Genomic DNA, 19366 nt, shown 5'->3' with positions numbered 1-19366 from the left:
TTGGAGACAAGGAAGTATTTTTATAGTATAATGATGGATGTAAAATACCTATATCAAAATATAATGCTAGTTATTTTCTAGATAGAGGGTAAAAGTTGAGAGGATTTAGAATGAAAAAGTTTTTTGGAGAGAAGCAGCATCGTTTCTCCTTACGAAAATTAGCAATTGGACTTGTGTCAGCTTCGATTTCAAGCCTATTTTTTGTGTCCATTGCTAGTAGTGGAACCGTATTTGCTCAAGAAAATGTAGCTGTTCACTACAAATATGTTACGGATACAGAGCTGAGTGGGCAAGAAAAAGACTTGATTGTCAAGGATATTCCTAAAATTGCGGAAGATAGTGAGAGCACCTATTTTCTAGTCTACCGTATGGATGAGAAAGCCCAGCTAGGTCAGTTGCCCAATACAGGTGGGCAGAATAGCATTACTAGTGTTTTAACTGGTGGAGCCCTGGCTTCGATTGGCCTTCTTATTTTTGTTGTATCGAAAAAGAAAGGCAAGAAGAAAGCCCTCTTGAATGTGATTTTAGTAACAGGGATGGGCAGTGGTTTGGCTTCTTCGGTTCAGGCTATCGAAAATCAGCTTTTGCTACAATACAATCAGGAATACCAATTATCCCAAGGAGATAGTCTGCCTTTGCCACGCACCCTATCGGGTTATACTTACCTAGGCTATATTAAGCAAGACAAGGACTCTAGTCTGCAAGAAACTGCTACTAGAGGTCAGAAACTAGACTACACGGTTCAGCCTCATTTTCAGACCAATGAAGGTGGCCAAAGGGCAGGGGATGAGCAGAAAGCTCCAACTCCAACAAGCCCTGCTGAGAAGCCAATCCCTTCTCAAGATTCATCCAATCAAAAGCCGTCTGGTATTGCTAGTGTAGATCCTCAAGACGAAGTCTTGGCTGGTCGCGTGAACAAACCAGAGCTCCTATACAAAGACCAAGAAATTGTAACCAAACTAGATGTTCCAGAAGTGGTTCAAGAAAATCCCGAACTAGCAGAGGGAACCATTCGTGTCAAACAAGAAGGTCATGTTGGGAAGAAGGTTGAAGTCGTTCGCATTTTCACTGTTGAAAACCAAGAAATTTCCCGAGAAGTTCTCTCGACCAAGGTAGAAGAAGCCTTGCCACGTATAGTAGAAAAAGGGACTAAGAAGGCAGTTGCTCCGAGTAAAGCACCTCAGTCTGCAAGAAAAGGAGAGCCTGAGATGCAGGCTCCATTGCCAGAATATACAGGCACGCAAGCGGGAGCGGTTGTTGCCCCTGAAACAGCTGAAAAACCAGAATATACTGGCACCCAAGCAGGAGCAGTCGTTGAACCAGAGCAAGTTGCTCCGCTACCTGAGTATCAGGGAACCCAAGCTGGTGCTATCGTCGAGCCAGAACAAGTTGAACCAGAGGTTGGGGGTGTCCAGTCAGGGGCTTTGGTGGATCCAGAAACGACTGAGAAACCATCCTATACAGGCGAGCAGTCTGGAGCAATCGTAGAGCCTGAACAGGTGCCACCAACACAAGAGTATACAGGAACTCAAGCGGGAGCGATTGTTGACCCTGAGATAGCTGAAAAACCAGAATATACAGATACTCAATCAGGTGCCATCGTCGAACCAGATACACAGTCTTCCCTTCCAGAGTATAAAGGTACCCAAGCTGGAGCCATTGTTGAACCCGAACAAATTGCTCCTCTTCCAGAATATACTGGCAATACCGAGCAAGTAAAACCGGAAACTCCGACAGAAAAACCAAAAGAAAAAGACCCAGAGAAGACGCTTGAGCTAAGAAACGTTTCGGATTTGGAGTTGTATAGTCAGACCAATGGTACTTACAAACAACATGTTTCTTTAGACAGTGTTCCAAAGAATACAGACACTTACTTTGTCAAGGTTAAATCTTCGTCATTTAAAGATGTCTATCTACCAGTCGCTTCAATAACGGCTGAAATAAAAAATGGGCAGCCAGTTTATAAAATCACAGCCAAGGCTGAGAAACTCCAGCAAGAGCTAGAAAATAAATATGTCGATAATTTCAGCTTCTACCTAGCTAAGAAGGCTACAGAGGAAACGACAACCTTTACTTCCTTTAGCAACCTCGTCAAAGCTATCAACCAGAATCTTTCTGGAATCTATCATTTAGCAGCTAGCTTGAACGCCAACGAAGTGGAGTTGGGTCCTGATGAAAAGTCCTACATCAAGGGTACCTTTACTGGTCAGTTGATCGGTGAAAAAGATGGCAAGCAGTATGCTATTTACAACTTGAAAAAGCCTCTTTTTGAAACCTTGAGTGGCGCTAGAGTAGAAAAATTGAGTCTGAAAAATATCTCCATTTCAGGGAAAGATGATATTGGTTCACTGGCCTATGAAGCCCAGAATAACACAAAGATTCAGCAAGTTCACGTCGATGGTGTTCTCGCTGGTGAACGTGGTATCGGTGGTTTGCTAGCTAAGGCTGAGCAATCAAGCATCACAGAGAGCAGTTTCAAGGGAAGAATTATCAACACTTATGAAACGACTGCTGCCTACAATATCGGTGGTTTGGTTGGTCATTTGACAGGTGACAAGGCTTTACTTACTAAGTCAAAAGCGACAGTAGCCATTTCGTCCAACACAAATAGTTCAGATCAGACAGTGGGTGGTCTTGCAGGTCTAGTAGATCAGGATGCACAAATCCAAGATAGCTATGCTGAAGGCGATATTAACAATGCCAAGCACTTTGGTAGAGTCGCGGGAGTAGCAGGCTATTTGTGGGATCGAAAAACTAATGAGGAACAGCATGCTGGAAGATTGACCAATGTTCTCAGTGATGTCAATGTAACCAACGGAAATGCCATTACCGGTTACCACTATAATGGAATGAGGGTGAAGGACACATTCAGCAGCAAGGCCAACAGAGTCTACAATGTCACCTTAGTCAAGGATGAGGTCGTCAGCAAGGAATCCTTTGAAGAAAGAGGAACAATGCTAGATGCTTCCCAGATTGAAAGCAAGAAAGCAGCCATCAATCCTCTCACTCTACCAACAGTGGAGCCCCTCTCAACAAGTGGCAAAAAAGACAGTGACTTTTCTAAGGTGGCCCATTATCAAGCTAAGCGAGCTTTGGCTTATAAGAACATTGAAAAATTGTTACCTTTCTACAATAAGGCAACCATCGTCAAATATGGAAATCTAGTAAAAGAAAGCAGTAGCTTATATCAAAAAGAACTCTTGTCAGCAGTTATGATGAAGGATAACCAAGTCATCACAGACATTGTTTCAAACAAACAGACTGCAAACAAACTCTTGCTGCACTACAAGGACCATTCATCTGAGAAAATCGATCTCAAGTACCAGGCTGATTTTGCCAAATTAGCAGAATATAGTCTAGGCAATACGGGTCTTCTCTATACGCCAAACCAATTCTTGTATGACCAAAGCTCTATCATCAAGCAAGTCTTACCTGACTTACAAAATGTTGATTACCACTCAGAAGGAATTAGAAAGACACTTGGTATTTCTCCAAACGTCAAGCAGACTGAGCTCTATCTAGAAGACCAGTTCGCCAAAACAAAACAACATCTGGAAGACAGTTTGAAGAAACTCTTGTCAGCAGATGCCGGACTGGCTGGTGACAACCCAGTTACCATAGGCTATCTTGTAGATAAAATCAAGCGCAACAAAGAAGCCTTGCTACTTGGTTTGACATATCTGGAGCGTTGGTACAACTTCAGCTATGGTCAGGTGAATATTAAAGACTTGGTCTTGTACCACCTGGACTTCTTTGGTAAGGGAAATGCTTCACCACTAGATACTCTGATTGAGTTAGGTAAATCTGGCTTTAACAACCTTCTAGCTAAGAATAATGTTGATACTTATGGCATCAGTCTTGCCAACAATCATGGAACGACAGATTTGTTTAGCACGCTAGAAAATTACCGAAAAGTCTTTTTACCAAATACAAGTAACAATGACTGGTTTAAATCAGAGACCAAGGCTTACATTGTCGAAGAAAAATCCACTATCGAAGAGGTGAAAACGAAGCAAGGACAAGCTGGCACCAAGTATTCTATCGGTGTTTATGACCGCATTACTAGTGCCACATGGAAATACCGCAATATGGTCTTGCCTCTCTTAACCTTGCCAGAGAAATCAGTCTTTGTCATCTCAACTATGTCTAGTCTAGGATTTGGAGCTTATGATCGCTACCGCAATAGCGAGTATCAAGCGGGCAAGGCTCTCAATGATTTTGTTGAAGAAAATGCGCGTGAAACAGCCAAACGTCAGCGAGATCACTACGATTATTGGTATCGCATTTTAGATGAACAGTCACGTGAAAAACTCTATCGTACCATCTTGCTTTATGATGCTTATAAGTTTGGCGATGACACAACCTCTGGAAAAGCTACAGTGGAGGCTAAGTTTGATAGTTCCAATCCAGCCATGAAGAACTTCTTTGGCCCAGTTGGCAATAAGGTAGTACACAACCAGCATGGAGCTTACGCAACAGGGGATGGCGTCTACTATATGTCTTACCGTATGTTGGACAAGGATGGAGCCATTACTTATACCCATGAAATGACCCATGATTCCGATCAGGATATCTACCTTGGCGGCTATGGTCGAAGAAGTGGCTTGGGACCAGAGTTCTTCGCAAAAGGCTTATTGCAAGCCCCTGACCAACCAAGTGACTCAACCATTACCATCAATTCTATCTTGAGACACTCAAAATCAGATAGTACAGAGGGCTCCCGTCTGCAAGTCTTGGATCCGACAGAGAGATTCCAAAACGCAACAGATCTTCAGAACTATGTCCACAACATGTTTGATCTTATCTACATGCTGGAATACCTCGAAGGGCAATCAATCGTTAACAAACTAAATGTTTACCAGAAAATGGCGGCTCTCAGAAAAATTGAGAACAAGTATGTGAAAGATCCAGCAGATGGAAATGAGGTTTACGCCACTAACGTAGTCAAAGAATTGACAGAAGCAGAGGCTCGAAACCTGAATAGTTTTGAAAGTTTGATTGACCATAACATCTTATCAGCTCGTGAGTACCAGTCTGGCGACTATGAACGAAATGGCTACTATACGATTAAACTCTTTGCCCCAATCTTTTCAGCTCTCAGCAGTGAGAAAGGCACGCCAGGGGACCTTATGGGACGTCGGATCGCTTACGAACTTTTGGCTGCCAAAGGCTTTAAGAATGGAATGGTACCTTATATCTCAAACCAATACGAAGAAGTTGCCAAACAAAAAGGTAAAACCATCAATCTCTATGGTAAAGAACGCGGATTGGTGACAGATGAACTTGTATTGGACAAGGTGTTTGAAGGCAGGTATGCATCTTGGGCTGCCTTTAAGAAAGCCATGTACAAAGAACGTGTGGATCAGTTTAAAAACTTGAAACAAGTGACCTTTAAAGATCCGACAAAACCATGGCCAAACTATACGACAGAGACCATCAATCAAGTGAGTGAATTGCAAGCCCTCATGGATCAAGCTGTTCTCAAGGATGCTGTAAGTCCTCGTTGGAGCAACTATAATCCAGAGTATGATAGTGCCGTTCATAAGTTGAAGAGAGCAATCTTTAAGGCCTATCTTGACCAAACAAACGACTTCAGAACCTCTATTTTTAAGAAATAAGGGGTAGAAAATGAAAAGGGAGGATCGACAGATCTTCTCTTTTTATGTCCGGCTGTTTGAAAGCTGGTAGGCGATTTGTTTGTGACGGAGAAGGTCTTTTGTTTCTAGAGCAAATATGGTAGAATGATAGCTACGAGAGAAGGAGGTTTTTATGGAGAGAGATAGATTGGTTCGACTCAATTGGAGACTGGGCATGCTGGCAGGTATAACCTTGCTTTTGGGACCTGTCCTACGATTTTTGCTATCCTATACTGGGGCCATCATCTATAAAGAACCTTCAAAAATGCTGGTTGTCACGGTTGCCTTTTCCCTGCTCCTGACATTTTTTAAGATTTTGATAATTGCATTAGGAACCTTTATGCTAATCTATTTCGAAGAAGATCAACAACTTCGAAAGCTGCCTTCTATTTTATTTATCATTGGTGGCGTGCTGGGATTTCTTTCAGCGACCGAGTGGATAGGAGGATTTCTAATCATTAAAGGTGCTGTTACTTTTTCTAAATTTTTAAAAGAAGTCCGTGGCCTTGTCTGATAGTCTAGTGAAACAACCCGTTTGAGGGTTGTTTTTTATTTAAAGAATTATCTGGCGAAAGAATATGTTAGCAAAATGCTTTTTTTATAAGAAAACATGATGTAATACAACTTGAAAAAATAAAAGGAGAATATTATGAAACAATCTTTCATTACATCGTATTTAACATTCTATTTAAAAGCTTCCATTACTTTAGAGGGAGTCTTTATAAAAACTTCTAACCCTAATACTATTTTAAAAGTTATTCCACTGGGTTCTCAAAATAAAACAATTCCTGTTGATCATGTTGCAAGTGTAGATAGTTCATTTCGTCTTGATTTCAAATCATTTGCTTGGGGTATAATTTTCGCTCTTATTGGCCTTTCAATGATGCAAAATTCATTTATCGGAGGATTGATATTAGCGGCTTATGATGTATTAACAGTGCTAAGCGCTTTTCAGACTCTACTAGTTTTGCATCTTACTTCTGGTGGAACACATGTTGTCAGTGTGGTAGTATTTGAAAAAGCTAATCTTGAAAATTGCAAAGAAACAATTGAAGGTCTAATTCATAATCGTTACAATGATACTAATGTAACTAAGAATACTGATCGTATAGTTGATGCTTTAAATAACAAATAATTGCAATCGTTTCTTGATTGAATATCGCGAATTAATAATAACTAGATGAGAGGACACTGTTCTCTCTTTTTAGTTGATTTTAACTAGCTTTTTTGTGAAAAATTGTGTAAAATAGAATAGATAAACGAGGGCAACCTCGAAAAATAAAAGGAGAATCCATCTAATGGTAAAATTGGTTTTTGCTCGCCACGGTGAGTCTGAATGGAACAAAGCTAACCTTTTCACTGGTTGGGCTGATGTTGATTTGTCTGAAAAAGGAACACAACAAGCGATTGACGCTGGTAAATTGATCAAAGAAGCTGGTATCGAATTTGACCAAGCTTACACTTCAGTATTGAAACGTGCGATCAAAACAACAAACTTGGCTCTTGAAGCTTCTGACCAATTGTGGGTTCCAGTTGAAAAATCATGGCGATTGAACGAACGTCACTATGGTGGTTTGACTGGTAAAAACAAAGCTGAAGCTGCTGAACAATTTGGTGATGAGCAAGTTCACATCTGGCGTCGTTCATACGATGTATTGCCTCCAAACATGGATCGTGATGATGAGCATTCAGCACACACTGACCGTCGTTACGCTTCACTTGACGACTCAGTTATCCCAGATGCTGAAAACTTGAAAGTGACTTTGGAACGTGCCCTTCCATTCTGGGAAGACAAAATCGCTCCAGCACTTAAAGATGGTAAAAACGTATTCGTAGGAGCTCACGGTAACTCAATCCGTGCCCTTGTAAAACACATCAAACGCTTGTCAGATGATGAAATCATGGACGTGGAAATCCCTAACTTCCCGCCATTGGTATTCGAATTTGACGAAAAATTGAATGTAGTTTCTGAATACTACCTTGGAAAATAATTTATAAACAGAAAGCCTAGGATTCCTAGGTTTTTTGTTTTTGCTTCTAGTTCTCAACTAGTTGAAAAAGCCTTATAATGATAGTAAAGAGTGACTTAATTGTAAGAAAAGTGGATATGCTTGAAGCTCTGAAATCAGTAGAGTAATTCACGGTTTTAAACAGTAAATCAGTTGACAAAGTCCCTGCTTCTTGGTAGAATAAGAACTGTCGTAAAGACAAATAACTTCTTCTTGGTTGCAGGCATGCCAACCTGTCACTCGGATGAAGCCAAATAAAAAGGAGAAACATCATGGCAATCTCAAAAGAGAAAAAAAATGAAATCATCGCACAATATGCACGTCACGAAGGTGATACAGGTTCAGTAGAGGTTCAAGTTGCTGTCCTTACTTGGGAAATCAACCACCTTAACGAACACATCAAACAACACAAAAAAGACCACGCTACTTACCGTGGATTGATGAAGAAAATCGGTCGCCGTCGTAACTTGCTTGCATACTTGCGTAAAAACGACGTTAACCGTTACCGTGAGTTGATCAACTCTCTTGGACTTCGTCGTTAATCTGCTTTATTTTCCACTTATATTGCGTTGTCACCTTACCTCGATATACTCAAGTATTATCTTCGGTTACGGTTCCTAGCACTGTAAGGTAAAATAAACCAGATCATCTCCCTTCGGGGAGATTTTTTGTTTCACGAACATTTTTGTACAATCTTCGCCTCGTCGCCTAGTCTATAAACGTTTTATCCAGCAAGAATTATGATGCTAAGGGCGCCAAAAATCCGTATGAAAATAGGGAAAGGACACAGTGTTCGATGAACACAAGGAGTTTCATCTTTTTCACTAGGATTATAGCCCGAGCTCAAATCAAGCTCTCTGATATTCAGAGGGCTTTTTTATTGAGGTTTTATCGGTCACAATTTTGGAGACTACAAAAACAAGACGGAAAATTCCTACTATCTGCTGAGTGACTACAAAAACCTCAAATGGTATCAGCTAATGACACCATGAAGGTGCGCAGTTACTCGGCTTTTCAAGCCGAGTAACTGTCTGCAAGCCCCCTCGGAGAGCCCACACTTTACGAAGTAAAGTATAGTATGTTATACTTTACATGGAAGTAGTCACCGAATTCCAGTTAGAAATTACTTTGTAACTACGTTTTGAGGAGGAGTAAAATGCTTTCCTACGTTCGACATTACCCACTAGCGATAGCTAAATTAATGTGTCTGTGCTCTCCTAAAATCTGCTGATTTATTACTAACTAATACAGGAGGTTTTTATGGGACAGACAATCATATCTGCTATTGGTGTTTATATTTCCACCAGTATCGATTATTTAATTATTTTAATTATTTTATTTGCACAGCTATCACAGAATAAACAGAAATGGCATATTTATGCGGGGCAATATCTAGGAACAGGCTTACTTGTAGGGGCGAGTTTAGTTGCTGCTTATGTCGTTAATTTCGTGCCTGAAGAATGGATGGTTGGATTGCTTGGTTTAATCCCTATCTATTTAGGGATTCGCTTTGCAATTGTTGGAGAAGGTGAGGAAGAAGAGGAAGAAATTATTGAAAGATTAGAACAAAGCAAGGCAAATCAACTGTTTTGGACAGTTACATTGCTGACAATTGCGTCTGGCGGAGATAATTTAGGTATCTATATACCTTATTTTGCTTCGTTAGATTGGTCACAGACCCTCGTGGCGTTGCTTGTGTTTGTAATCGGCATAATTATCTTTTGCGAGATTAGTCGGGTGTTATCCTCTATTCCGTTAATATTCGAGACAATTGAAAAATACGAGCGAATCATTGTGCCCATAGTATTCATTCTACTTGGACTATACATCATGTATGAAAATGGCACGATAGAGACTTTTCTGATCGTGTAGATTTTTTTGTTTCACTAGGATTTTATCCCGGGCTCAAATCAGCTCTCTGATTTCAGAGGGCTTTTTCTATGTATGTCTCTATCCTTGTTCATCTAGTAGAAATATGGTATACTTTTTATGAGAATTTTCTAAATTTTTAAGATTCTATCAAAGGAGGTTTGCATGCTTTCCAAATTTTCTGGAAGCCGACGGGACCTGCAATTTGTGTTACTTTTAGGTATTTTGCTAGGTATTTTAGGGATTTCCTTCTTTCTAGCTGTTTCTATGGGATCCGTTGCGATTGATCTAGGCGATACCTATCGGATTATTTTGAGCAGGTTGGGGTTTCCTCTTGAGATAGGAGAGGTTTCCAAGTCCACTCTTGCCATTGTATGGAACATGAGATTCCCCCGAGTATTGTTAGGCTTGATAGTAGGGGCTGGTCTTTCAATGTGTGGAAGTGTGATGCAGTCCACAGTGAACAATCCCATTGCTGAGCCCTATGTCTTAGGAATCTCTGCGGGTGCGACTCTGGGTGCGACCTTGAGCATTATTCTAGGTTTAAAAGTGGTGATTAGCCTTGGAGCTTTTCTTGGAGCTATTTTGGCAACAATCGCTGTCCTCATTATTGCCTCTATGCAGGGCAGGATGACGACTTCTAGTCTGATCTTATCAGGAACGGTGGTCAATGCTCTCTTTCTCGCATTTTCCAACTTTATTATCTCAGTCGGCGCTAATGCGGACAGTGTGATGACCATTAAGTTTTGGACCATGGGCTCGCTTGCCGGGACTACCTGGTCTGACTTATTCTTGCCAACTATAGTAGTAGGATTGGCCTTTCTATTTTTCGCTACTCAGTATCGTGTTTTTAATGCGATGATGATGGGAGATGAGGCTGCTTTAACGTTGGGGATTCCCTTACGCTTTTATTGGTATCTTTATGTGACCATGGTGGCTGTGCTGACAGCAGTCTTAGTGGCAACTTGTGGGATTATTGGATTTGTCGGTCTGATTACTCCCCATTTAGCTCGAGGGTTAGTAGGAACGAATTACAGGAGACTTTTTCCCGTTGCGACTTTACTGGGTGCCCTCTTTGTGGTCTGGGCAGATGTACTTTCTCGTGTCATCATTCCAAATGCCGAGCTTCCGATTGGTATTTTCACAGCCTTAGTAGGTGCTCCCTTCTTTATCTACATTGTTGGAGGTAGGCGAAGGGAGGTGAGGACCTGATATGGACTTGATTTGTCAGGATGTCCACTTTGGACTAGGAGAGAAAAAAATCCTCAAAGGAGTTTCTCTTACGGTTGAGGGGCATCAATTTCATACGATACTAGGACCAAATGGAAGTGGAAAAACCAGCCTGCTTAAACTCCTCTATCGTCAGGAAAGGGCGGACAAAGGCTTGATAAGCCTAGATGGAAAGCCGCTGGATCATTGGTCACTCAAAGAAACAGCCAAGAAAATGGCGGTCGTCACCCAGTTTAATCAATTGCAGTTTGATTGTACAGTTGAGGAAATCGTCTTGCTGGGCAGAACTCCCCATCTCTCTTTTCTACAGAAAGAAAAGGAAAGAGATTATGTCCTCGTTCAAGATGCCCTCGTCAAGGTGGATATGCTTGAGAAGAAAACTCGTCTCTATTCGTCCTTGTCAGGGGGCGAGAAACAGAGAGTCTTGTTGGCACGCGCCTTGGCGCAAGAACCGACTCTCTTGCTCCTGGATGAACCCACTAATCACCTGGATATCAAGTACCAGTTAGACTTGTTGGCCATTGTGAAGAATCTCAAGGTCAATGTTCTAGCTGTCCTACATGATATTCAACTTGCTTGTCGCTATTCGGATTATCTCTATCTGATGAAAGAGGGGGAAATCCTTTACCAAGGGACTCCAAAGGAGACCATCACTCCTGAGTCATTGCAAACTGTATATGGAGTTCAAAGTCAGGTTACTTGGACCGAGGATCAGCAAGCCATGATTCACTATTTATAAGAATGAAAAGGAAAACAAGATGAAAAAAACACTAAGCATTTTACTCGTAACAGTAGCTACCCTAACCATGGCAGCTTGTGGTAACACTACTACAGAAAAAGCTACCACACAGTCTAGCACAGAAACAAGTCAAAAGGCCAGCACAGAGACGACTTATCCACTCACGGTCAAGACCTATGATGCTAAGGGAAATGAAGTCGAACAAGTCTTTGACAAGGCACCTGAAAAAGTTATCACCAACAATCTTTCAACCACTGAAATCTTATTGGAGTTAGGCTTGAAGGATAAAATTGCTGGCATGCTCAACCCTGACAATGCTGTGACGGACAAATACAAGGATGCTATTGCGACCATTCCTCAAATTGGGGATAAAAAAACAGTCTCACAAGAGACAGTCCTTTCTTATGAGCCAGATGCGGTGATGGGTCGAAACATGATGTTTTCAGAAAAATCCTTGGGAACAGTTAGCGCTTGGAATGAAAACAAAATCCCAGTCTATACGCAAAAAGCTTCTCTCTCAACGATTCAGCAAGATTTGGGAAATATCGTAGAAGATGTCAAAAATCTTGGAATGATTTTCAATGTTCAGGACAAGGCTAATGAATACGCAGCCCAATTACAAGCTAAAATTGACGCTGTTAAGAAAGCAAACCCGACAAGCCAAGGTGAAAAGAAAAAGGCTTTGATTATGGTTGCTTATAATGATGAAACCTTTGGTGCCTACAAGTCTGCTTTGCAAGAAAGCTTGTTGAATCAACTTGGTTATACCAACGTTGCAACGGGAACATCAGGCTTGACCTTGGAAAATCTCGTGTCAATGGATCCGGAGTTGATTATCTATGTAACTAGTGACCGCAACAAAAAATTGGATGCCAACGCAGTAGAGTTGATGAAGGCAAATGAAGTTTTGGAAAATGTTCCTGCAATTAAGAATCAAAAAATCATGACCATTTCTTACGATGAGTTGATGGACTATGGTCCAGCAGTGATTGATTCCCTTGAGAAAATCAATGACTTTATCAATAAATAATGAGTTTGATTGGGAAGGGATTCAAGTTAAGATCAGCCTTCCTTCGACCTATGATCCTAACCAAACCTATCCAGCTATTCTCTTGAATGATGGAAACTTGGATTTTCTATCTTCCCTTTCAGAATCTGTGATTTTAGTGGGCTTGACCTCTAAAAATCGCCTAGGCGACTACACTCCATGGAAGGCAGTTGCTCTGAGAGAGGGGGCTCCAGATTTTGGCGGTCAGGCAAATGCCTATCATAGTCATTTATTTGGAGATCTTTTAGACAAGTTGCAGTCGCTTTATCGCCTGGACAAAAATCGCCTTGCTTATGGAGGTTACTCACTAGGTGGTTTGGTGGCAGTATACAGTCTTTTCAGCTTTGACAAGGTCTCCTGTGTCTTCTCTATCTGTGGTTCCTTTTGGTATCCTGATTTTGTGACTTATTGCAAGGAAGAAAAGGTGAAAAATTTAGATTGTTTGCTGTATTTACAGAATGGCCAAACAGAAGGAGCCCATCATACCAATCGCTTGGCTCAAGCACCAGCCTATGCTGAGCAGATCCATACCAGTCTTCAGAAACGTTATCTGACTGGTCAGTTTGTTTTTGATCCTTTTGGGCATCATGAGCAAGTTGCTGAGCGATTTCTAGCCTTTTCCAACTGGTTGTCCCAAAAATGGAAAATCGAATAAAAGAAATATCCCTTGGCAAAAGCTAAGGGATAATTGTATTTTTTAACCAAGAGACTCTCTCTTCTTATCTGGATTCCAGATAAAGCTTGCAATGAAGGTAAAGATGATTGTTAGGATACCAACAACCACAGCAAGGATGAGGGCAGGGATGCGGACAAACCACCAGAGTGGATTTGGTTTTTGATTGTTGTGCCATTGTTTGGTTTCTTCATCCAAACGTTGGAATTCTGCTTGGATACGGTCTGCAACCATTTCGATTCCTTCATCATTCATTTTCTTGATATCTGAGATATCGATAGGATTTCCAAAGTTCATATCCACACGTTCACGGCTGACTAAGCCTTTCAAGGTCATGGGACCGGTATAGGTAACAGGCATGATGCGAACCTTAGCCATTTTTGCAATCAAGGCAACTCCACCCTTGACATCATTTGAGTGACGGCTCCCACTTGGAAACATGATGAGAGAGCGGTCGCTTTTTTTGAGGACGTTGATAGGGTACTTGATGGCAGAGGCATTAGGTTTTTCTCGGTCGATAGGAAAGGCGCCACACATACGGATCCACCAGCCAAAGATACGGTTGTTAAACAGCTCTTTTTTGGCCATAAAGATGAACTGTTTTGGCTTGGTCGCAAAGGCCATGTAAACAGGATCCCACCAGGTACGGTGAGGAGCGACGAGGATATAGTTTTCGTCTCGGCTAGGGATTTTATCAGTATTGTGATAGTGGGCATTGCCATTGATGGACCACAAGATCAGCATGACTAGTCCACGCAAATAAGTATAAAACATGAGATCTCCTTCGATTGTATTGCTTTTATTATTATACCTTATCAAAAGACTACTGGCAAACTTTTTCAGTTATCAGCCAACAGTTTTAGATGGAATTAGAATTCTTTTAAAAAAAATGATATGATAGAATTTATGGATAAAAATAAGATTATGGGATTAACCCAAAGAGAAGTCAAGGAAAGACAGGCTCAAGGTTTGGTCAATGACTTTACCGCTTCAGCCAGTACCAGTACTTGGCAAATCATCAAACGAAATGTTTTTACACTTTTTAACGCATTAAACTTTGTTATTGCCCTAGCGCTTGCCTTTGTACAGGCTTGGAGCAATCTGGTTTTCTTTGCCGTTATCTGCTTTAACGCTTTTTCTGGGATTGTGACTGAGCTACGGGCCAAACACATGGTGGACAAGCTCAATCTCATGACCAAGGAAAAGGTCAAAACCATCCGTGATGGTCAAGAAGTTGCTCTCGATCCAGAAGAGTTGGTTCTAGGAGATGTCATTCGTCTGTCTGCTGGAGAGCAAATCCCTAGTGATGCTCTGGTTCTGGAAGGATTTGCGGAAGTCAATGAAGCTATGTTGACGGGTGAGAGTGATTTGGTTCAAAAAGAAGTGGATGCCTTGCTTTTATCAGGGAGTTTCCTAGCCAGTGGCGCAGTTTTGGCTCAAGTTCACCATGTCGGGGCAGACAACTATGCTTCCAAACTCATGCTGGAAGCTAAGACAGTGAAACCGATCAACTCCCGTATCATGAAATCGCTGGACAAGCTAGCTGGTTTTACTGGGAAGATTATCATTCCCTTTGGTCTAGCTCTCTTGCTAGAAGCCTTGATGTTAAAAGGCCTATCCCTCAAGTCATCCGTTGTAAATTCGTCAACAGCCCTTTTGGGTATGTTGCCCAAGGGAATCGCCCTTTTGACCATCACTTCGCTCTTGACTGCGGTGATCAAGCTGGGCTTGAAAAAGGTATTGGTGCAGGAGATGTACTCTGTCGAGACCTTGGCGCGCGTGGATATGCTCTGTCTGGACAAGACGGGAACCATCACCCAAGGAAAGATGCAGGTGGAGGCAGTTATTCCTTTGACTGAAGAGTATGGTGAGCATGCGATTGCCAGCATTTTGACCAGCTACATAGCTCACAGTGAGGATAAAAATCCAACAGCCCAGGCTATTCGCCAGCGTTTTGTGGGAGAAGTTGCTTATCCTATGCTTTCGAATCTTCCTTTCTCAAGCGACCGTAAGTGGGGAGCTATGGAGTTAGAAGGTCTGGGGACGGTTTTTTTAGGGGCGCCTGAGATGTTGTTGGACTCTGAAGTCCCTGAAGCCAGAGAGGCCCTAGAGAGAGGGTCACGTGTCTTGGTCTTGGCTCTCAGCCAAGAAAAACTAGACCACCACAAGCCACAAAAACCATCTGATATTCAAGCCTTGGCACTGCTGGAGATCTTGGATCCTATTCGAGAGGGAGCAGCAGAGACGCTAGACTATCTCCGTTCTCAAGAAGTGGGCCTCAAGATTATCTCTGGTGATAATCCAGTCACGGTTTCCAGCATTGCCCAGAAAGCTGGTTTTGCAGACTATCACAGCTATGTAGATTGTTCAAAAATCACGGATGAGGAATTGATTGCCATGGCTGAAGAGACAGCTATTTTCGGACGTGTTTCCCCTCATCAAAAGAAACTCATCATCCAAACCCTGAAAAAAGCGGGTCATACAACGGCTATGACAGGGGACGGTGTCAATGATATTCTGGCCCTTCGTGAAGCAGACTGCTCTATCGTGATGGCTGAGGGAGATCCTGCGACTCGTCAGATTGCCAATCTGGTTCTCTTGAACTCAGACTTTAATGATGTTCCTGAGATTCTCTTTGAAGGTCGTCGCGTGGTTAATAACATTGCCCACATTGCACCGATTTTCTTGATTAAGACGATTTATTCCTTCTTGCTCGCGGTGATTTGTATTGCTAGTGTTTTACTAGGGCGGTCTGAATGGATCTTGATTTTCCCCTTCATTCCAATCCAGATTACCATGATCGACCAATTTGTGGAAGGGTTCCCACCATTCGTTCTGACTTTTGAGCGAAATATCAAGCCTGTTGAACCAAACTTCCTCAGAAGATCCATGCTTCGCGCCCTACCAAGCGCACTCATGGTCGTGTTCAGCGTTCTCTTTGTGAAAATATTTGGAGCGAGTCAAGGTTGGTCTGAGTTAGAAATCTCAACCCTACTCTATTATCTCCTTGGGTCAATTGGTTTCTTATCCGTATTTAGAGCTTGCATGCCATTTACCCTCTGGCGTGTCCTCTTGGTTGTCTGGTCAGTAGGTGGTTTCCTAGCCACAGCTCTTTTCCCAATGATCCAAAAGTTGCTTGAAATTTCAACCTTGACAGGACAAACGTTGCCTGTTTATGGGGCCATGATGCTGGTATTTACCGTGATTTTCATCTTGACTAGTCGTTACCAAGCCAGAAAATAAAGAAAGGCTGCAATCTGTGGATTGCGGTCTTTTTAGGTGAAAGATTGCTAGCTGAAATATGGTATAATAAGAGGTAATAGAGTTTTGGAAAGTGAGAGAAGATGATTTCAAAGAGATTAGAATTGGTGGCGTCTTTTGTACCACAGGGAGCTATTTTACTAGATGTGGGGAGTGACCATGCTTATCTGCCTATTGAGTTGGTAGAAAAAGGGAAAATTGAGCGTGCTATTGCTGGTGAGGTCGTAGAAGGACCCTACCAGTCTGCGGTTAAGAATGTTGAAAGTCACGGGTTAAAGGAGAAAATCCAGGTTCGTTTAGCCAATGGCTTGGCAGCCTTTGAAGAGGAAGACCAAGTATCGGTTATCACCATTGCTGGTATGGGAGGGCGTTTGATTGCGACCATATTAGAAGAAGGATTGGATAAACTTGCGAGTGTAGAACGTTTAATCCTCCAACCCAATAATCGTGAAGACGACTTGCGTATCTGGTTGCAAGACCACGGTTTCCAGATCGTAGCAGAAAGCATCCTAGAAGAAGCTGGCAAATTCTACGAGATTTTGGTGGTGGAAGCGGGACAAATGAAGTTATCAGCCAGTGACCTTCGCTTTGGTCCTTTCTTGTCCAAAGAGATCAGTCCAGTCTTTGTTCAAAAGTGGCAAAAAGAAGCAACTAAGCTAGAATTTGCCCTCAGTCAAATCCCAGAAAAAAATCTAGCAGAACGTCAAGTTCTAGCTCATAAAATTCAAGCCATCAAGGAGGTACTCCATGCTAGCAAGTGAAGTGATTAAACGTTATGAAGACTTTTGTCCTCAGGAATTTTCCATGGAGGGAGACAGTCGTGGCCTGCAAATCGGTACTTTAGACAAGGATATCCAAAGGGTCATGGTTGCTCTGGATATTCGAGAAGAGACGGTTGCTGAAGCCATTGAAAAGGGTGTGAACTTGATTATCGTTAAGCACGCGCCTATCTTTCGTCCCATCAAGGACTTGGTAGCCAGCCGTCCGCAAAATCAGATTTACATCGACCTCATCAAGCATGACATCGCAGTTTATGTCAGCCATACCAATATTGATATCGTTGAAAATGGCCTCAATGACTGGTTCTGCCAGATGCTAGGTATTGAGGAGACAACTTATCTTCAGGAAACAGGTCCAGAACGTGGGATTGGTCGTATTGGAAATATTCAGCCTCAGACCTTTGGGGAATTGGCCCAGCATGTCAAGCAAGTCTTTGATCTAGATAGTCTTCGAATGGTTCATTATCAAGAGAGTGATTTGCAGAAGCCCATTTCAATAGTGGCTATCTGTGGCGGTAGTGGTCAATCTTTCTATAAGGATGCTTTAGCTAAGGGAGCAGATGTCTATATCACTGGCGATATCTATTACCACACAGCTCAGGATATGCTGTCTGATGGCTTGTTGGCGCTGGACCCGGGCCACTATATCGAAATTCTTTTTGTCGAAAAAATTGCTGACCTCCTTAATCAATGGAAGGCAGAAAAGGATTGGACCATTGATATCATACCTAGCCAAGCATCGACCAATCCTTTCCACCATATCTAGTTAGAAAGTGAAGACAATGAAAAAAGTTGCCATTATCGGAGCAGGGATTGTGGGGGCGACAGCTGCCTACTACCTCTCCAAAGAAGCAGATTTAGAGGTGACTGTTTTTGACCATGGCCAAGGTCAGGCAACCAAGGCAGCAGCGGGAATTATCAGTCCTTGGTTTTCCAAACGTCGCAATAAAGCCTGGTATAAGATGGCGCGCTTGGGGGCTGACTTTTATGTGGATTTATTGGACGATTTAGAAAAGTCAGGTCAGGAAATAGACTTTTACCAGCGTTCGGGAGTTTTTCTCTTGAAAAAGGATGAATCCAAGTTGGAAGAACTCTATGAACTAGCTCTCCAGCGCAGAGAAGAATCTCCCTTGATAGGTCAGTTAGCCATTTTAGACCAAACGTCTGCGAATGAATTATTCCCTGGCTTGCAGGGATTCGACCACCTGCTCTATGCTTCTGGTGGGGCGAGAGTAGATGGCCAACTCTTAGTGACTCGTCTGCTAGAAGCCAGTCAAGTCAAGCTGGTCAAAGAAAAAGTGAGTCTGACACCTTTAGCATCAGGTTACCAGATTGATGAAGAGGTGTTTGATCAGGTTATTTTGGCGACGGGAGCTTGGCTGGGGTACATATTAGAACCCTTGGGTTATGATGTGGATGTTCGTCCTCAGAAAGGGCAACTCCGAGATTATCAGATTTCCAAAGATATGGAAACTTACCCTGTTGTCATGCCAGAAGGGGAGTGGGATTTGATTCCTTTTGCAGGTGGGAAATTGTCCTTAGGCGCTACCCATGAAAACGACATGGGATTTAACTTGACGGTAGATGAAACCTTGCTCCAACAAATGGAGGATGCAGCCTTACCATACCATCCAGCCTTGGCAGAAGCGAAATCATCAGGTGAGCGTGTAGGAATTCGCGCCTATACCAGTGATTTCTCCCCTTTCTTTGGACAGGTGCCAGGCTTAGCGGGTGTTTATGCGGCTAGCGGTCTAGGTTCATCAGGCCTCACAACTGGTCCGATTATCGGTTACCATCTAGCCCAGCTGGTCCAAGACAAGGAGTTGACCTTGGACCCAGTAAACTACCCAATTACAAACTATGTCAAACGAGTAAAAAGCGAATAATACTCAATGAAAATCAAAGAACAAACTAGGAAGCTAGCCGCAGGCTGCTCAAAACACTGTTTTGAGGTTGTGGATTGAACTGACGAAGTCAGTAACCATACCCACGGTAAGGCGACGCTGACGTGGTTTGAATTTGATTTTCGAAGAGTATAAGCATTTTACTAAAATTTTAGCAGGTGGTTTAGGATGTCAAATGACATTCCCTATCAAAAATGATAAAATAAGAAAAAATAATC

15 protein-coding genes are annotated in these 19366 nt (G+C 42.3%); 14 read left to right on the top strand and 1 reads right to left on the bottom strand.

Annotated features, from left to right (window positions below):
• Positions 1–110: 110 nt before the first annotated feature.
• From M1F63_RS06895 to M1F63_RS06850, 10 genes are all read left to right on the top strand, one after another.
• On the top strand, positions 111–5618 hold the full coding sequence (locus tag M1F63_RS06895) for a ZmpA/ZmpB/ZmpC family metallo-endopeptidase (RefSeq protein ID WP_247941059.1): 5508 nt from the start codon (positions 111–113) through the stop codon (positions 5616–5618).
• Positions 5619–5769: 151 nt separating this feature from the next.
• Entirely contained in the window at positions 5770–6150 is a 381-nt protein-coding gene (locus tag M1F63_RS06890) for a hypothetical protein (protein WP_061427850.1), read from the top strand.
• A 135-nt stretch (positions 6151–6285) separates the two neighbouring features.
• The gene (locus tag M1F63_RS06885; RefSeq protein ID WP_061427848.1) at positions 6286–6771 is read left to right on the top strand and encodes a hypothetical protein; all 486 of its coding nucleotides are present in this window, start codon (positions 6286–6288) and stop codon (positions 6769–6771) included.
• Positions 6772–6934: 163 nt separating this feature from the next.
• On the top strand, positions 6935–7627 hold the full coding sequence (locus M1F63_RS06880) for a phosphoglycerate mutase (RefSeq protein ID WP_000240130.1): 693 nt from the start codon (positions 6935–6937) through the stop codon (positions 7625–7627).
• A 290-nt stretch (positions 7628–7917) separates the two neighbouring features.
• Positions 7918–8187 (top strand): 30S ribosomal protein S15, encoded by a 270-nt coding sequence (gene rpsO, locus M1F63_RS06875; protein ID WP_001018251.1) that lies wholly within the window; start codon positions 7918–7920, stop codon positions 8185–8187.
• Positions 8188–8905: 718 nt separating this feature from the next.
• Positions 8906–9517 (top strand): CadD family cadmium resistance transporter, encoded by a 612-nt coding sequence (locus tag M1F63_RS06870; RefSeq protein WP_084849194.1) that lies wholly within the window; start codon positions 8906–8908, stop codon positions 9515–9517.
• A gap of 162 nt (positions 9518–9679) precedes the next feature.
• Complete coding sequence (locus M1F63_RS06865; RefSeq protein ID WP_247941058.1) at positions 9680–10726, top strand: FecCD family ABC transporter permease; 1047 nt, start codon at positions 9680–9682, stop codon at positions 10724–10726.
• A 1-nt stretch (position 10727) separates the two neighbouring features.
• A complete protein-coding gene (locus M1F63_RS06860; RefSeq protein ID WP_247941057.1) occupies positions 10728–11483 on the top strand; it encodes an ABC transporter ATP-binding protein in 756 nt (251 codons plus the stop codon).
• A 19-nt stretch (positions 11484–11502) separates the two neighbouring features.
• Positions 11503–12513: an ABC transporter substrate-binding protein gene (locus M1F63_RS06855; protein WP_247941056.1), complete on the top strand. Its 1011-nt coding sequence runs from the start codon at positions 11503–11505 to the stop codon at positions 12511–12513.
• Positions 12494–13186: an alpha/beta hydrolase-fold protein gene (locus tag M1F63_RS06850; protein WP_247941055.1), complete on the top strand. Its 693-nt coding sequence runs from the start codon at positions 12494–12496 to the stop codon at positions 13184–13186. Before M1F63_RS06855 ends, M1F63_RS06850 begins: the two co-directional genes overlap by 20 nt.
• Before the next feature lie 42 nt (positions 13187–13228).
• On the opposite strand, the gene M1F63_RS06845 is transcribed toward M1F63_RS06850, so the two are convergent.
• Positions 13229–13978 (bottom strand): lysophospholipid acyltransferase family protein, encoded by a 750-nt coding sequence (locus M1F63_RS06845; protein WP_247941054.1) that lies wholly within the window; start codon positions 13976–13978, stop codon positions 13229–13231.
• Positions 13979–14110: 132 nt separating this feature from the next.
• Here M1F63_RS06845 and M1F63_RS06840 point away from each other — a divergent pair, with 132 nt between their 5' ends.
• The 4 genes from M1F63_RS06840 to M1F63_RS06825 all read left to right on the top strand — a co-directional run bounded on the left by M1F63_RS06840 (position 14111) and on the right by M1F63_RS06825 (position 19130).
• Entirely contained in the window at positions 14111–16447 is a 2337-nt protein-coding gene (locus M1F63_RS06840; protein WP_084849280.1) for a cation-translocating P-type ATPase, read from the top strand.
• 101 nt (positions 16448–16548) lie between these two features.
• Positions 16549–17226, top strand: coding sequence for a tRNA (adenine(22)-N(1))-methyltransferase (locus M1F63_RS06835; protein ID WP_247941053.1), 678 nt, complete (start codon positions 16549–16551; stop codon positions 17224–17226).
• Positions 17213–18010, top strand: coding sequence for a Nif3-like dinuclear metal center hexameric protein (locus M1F63_RS06830; protein WP_247941052.1), 798 nt, complete (start codon positions 17213–17215; stop codon positions 18008–18010). The genes M1F63_RS06835 and M1F63_RS06830 overlap by 14 nt, the downstream gene beginning before the upstream one ends.
• Before the next feature lie 16 nt (positions 18011–18026).
• Positions 18027–19130: an NAD(P)/FAD-dependent oxidoreductase gene (locus M1F63_RS06825; RefSeq protein WP_247941051.1), complete on the top strand. Its 1104-nt coding sequence runs from the start codon at positions 18027–18029 to the stop codon at positions 19128–19130.
• Positions 19131–19366 lie beyond the last annotated feature (236 nt).

The sequence above is a fragment of the Streptococcus oralis genome (genome assembly GCF_023109155.1).
GTDB lineage: Bacteria > Bacillota > Bacilli > Lactobacillales > Streptococcaceae > Streptococcus > Streptococcus oralis_BZ.
This window is presented reverse-complemented; position numbering and strand designations above follow the sequence as displayed.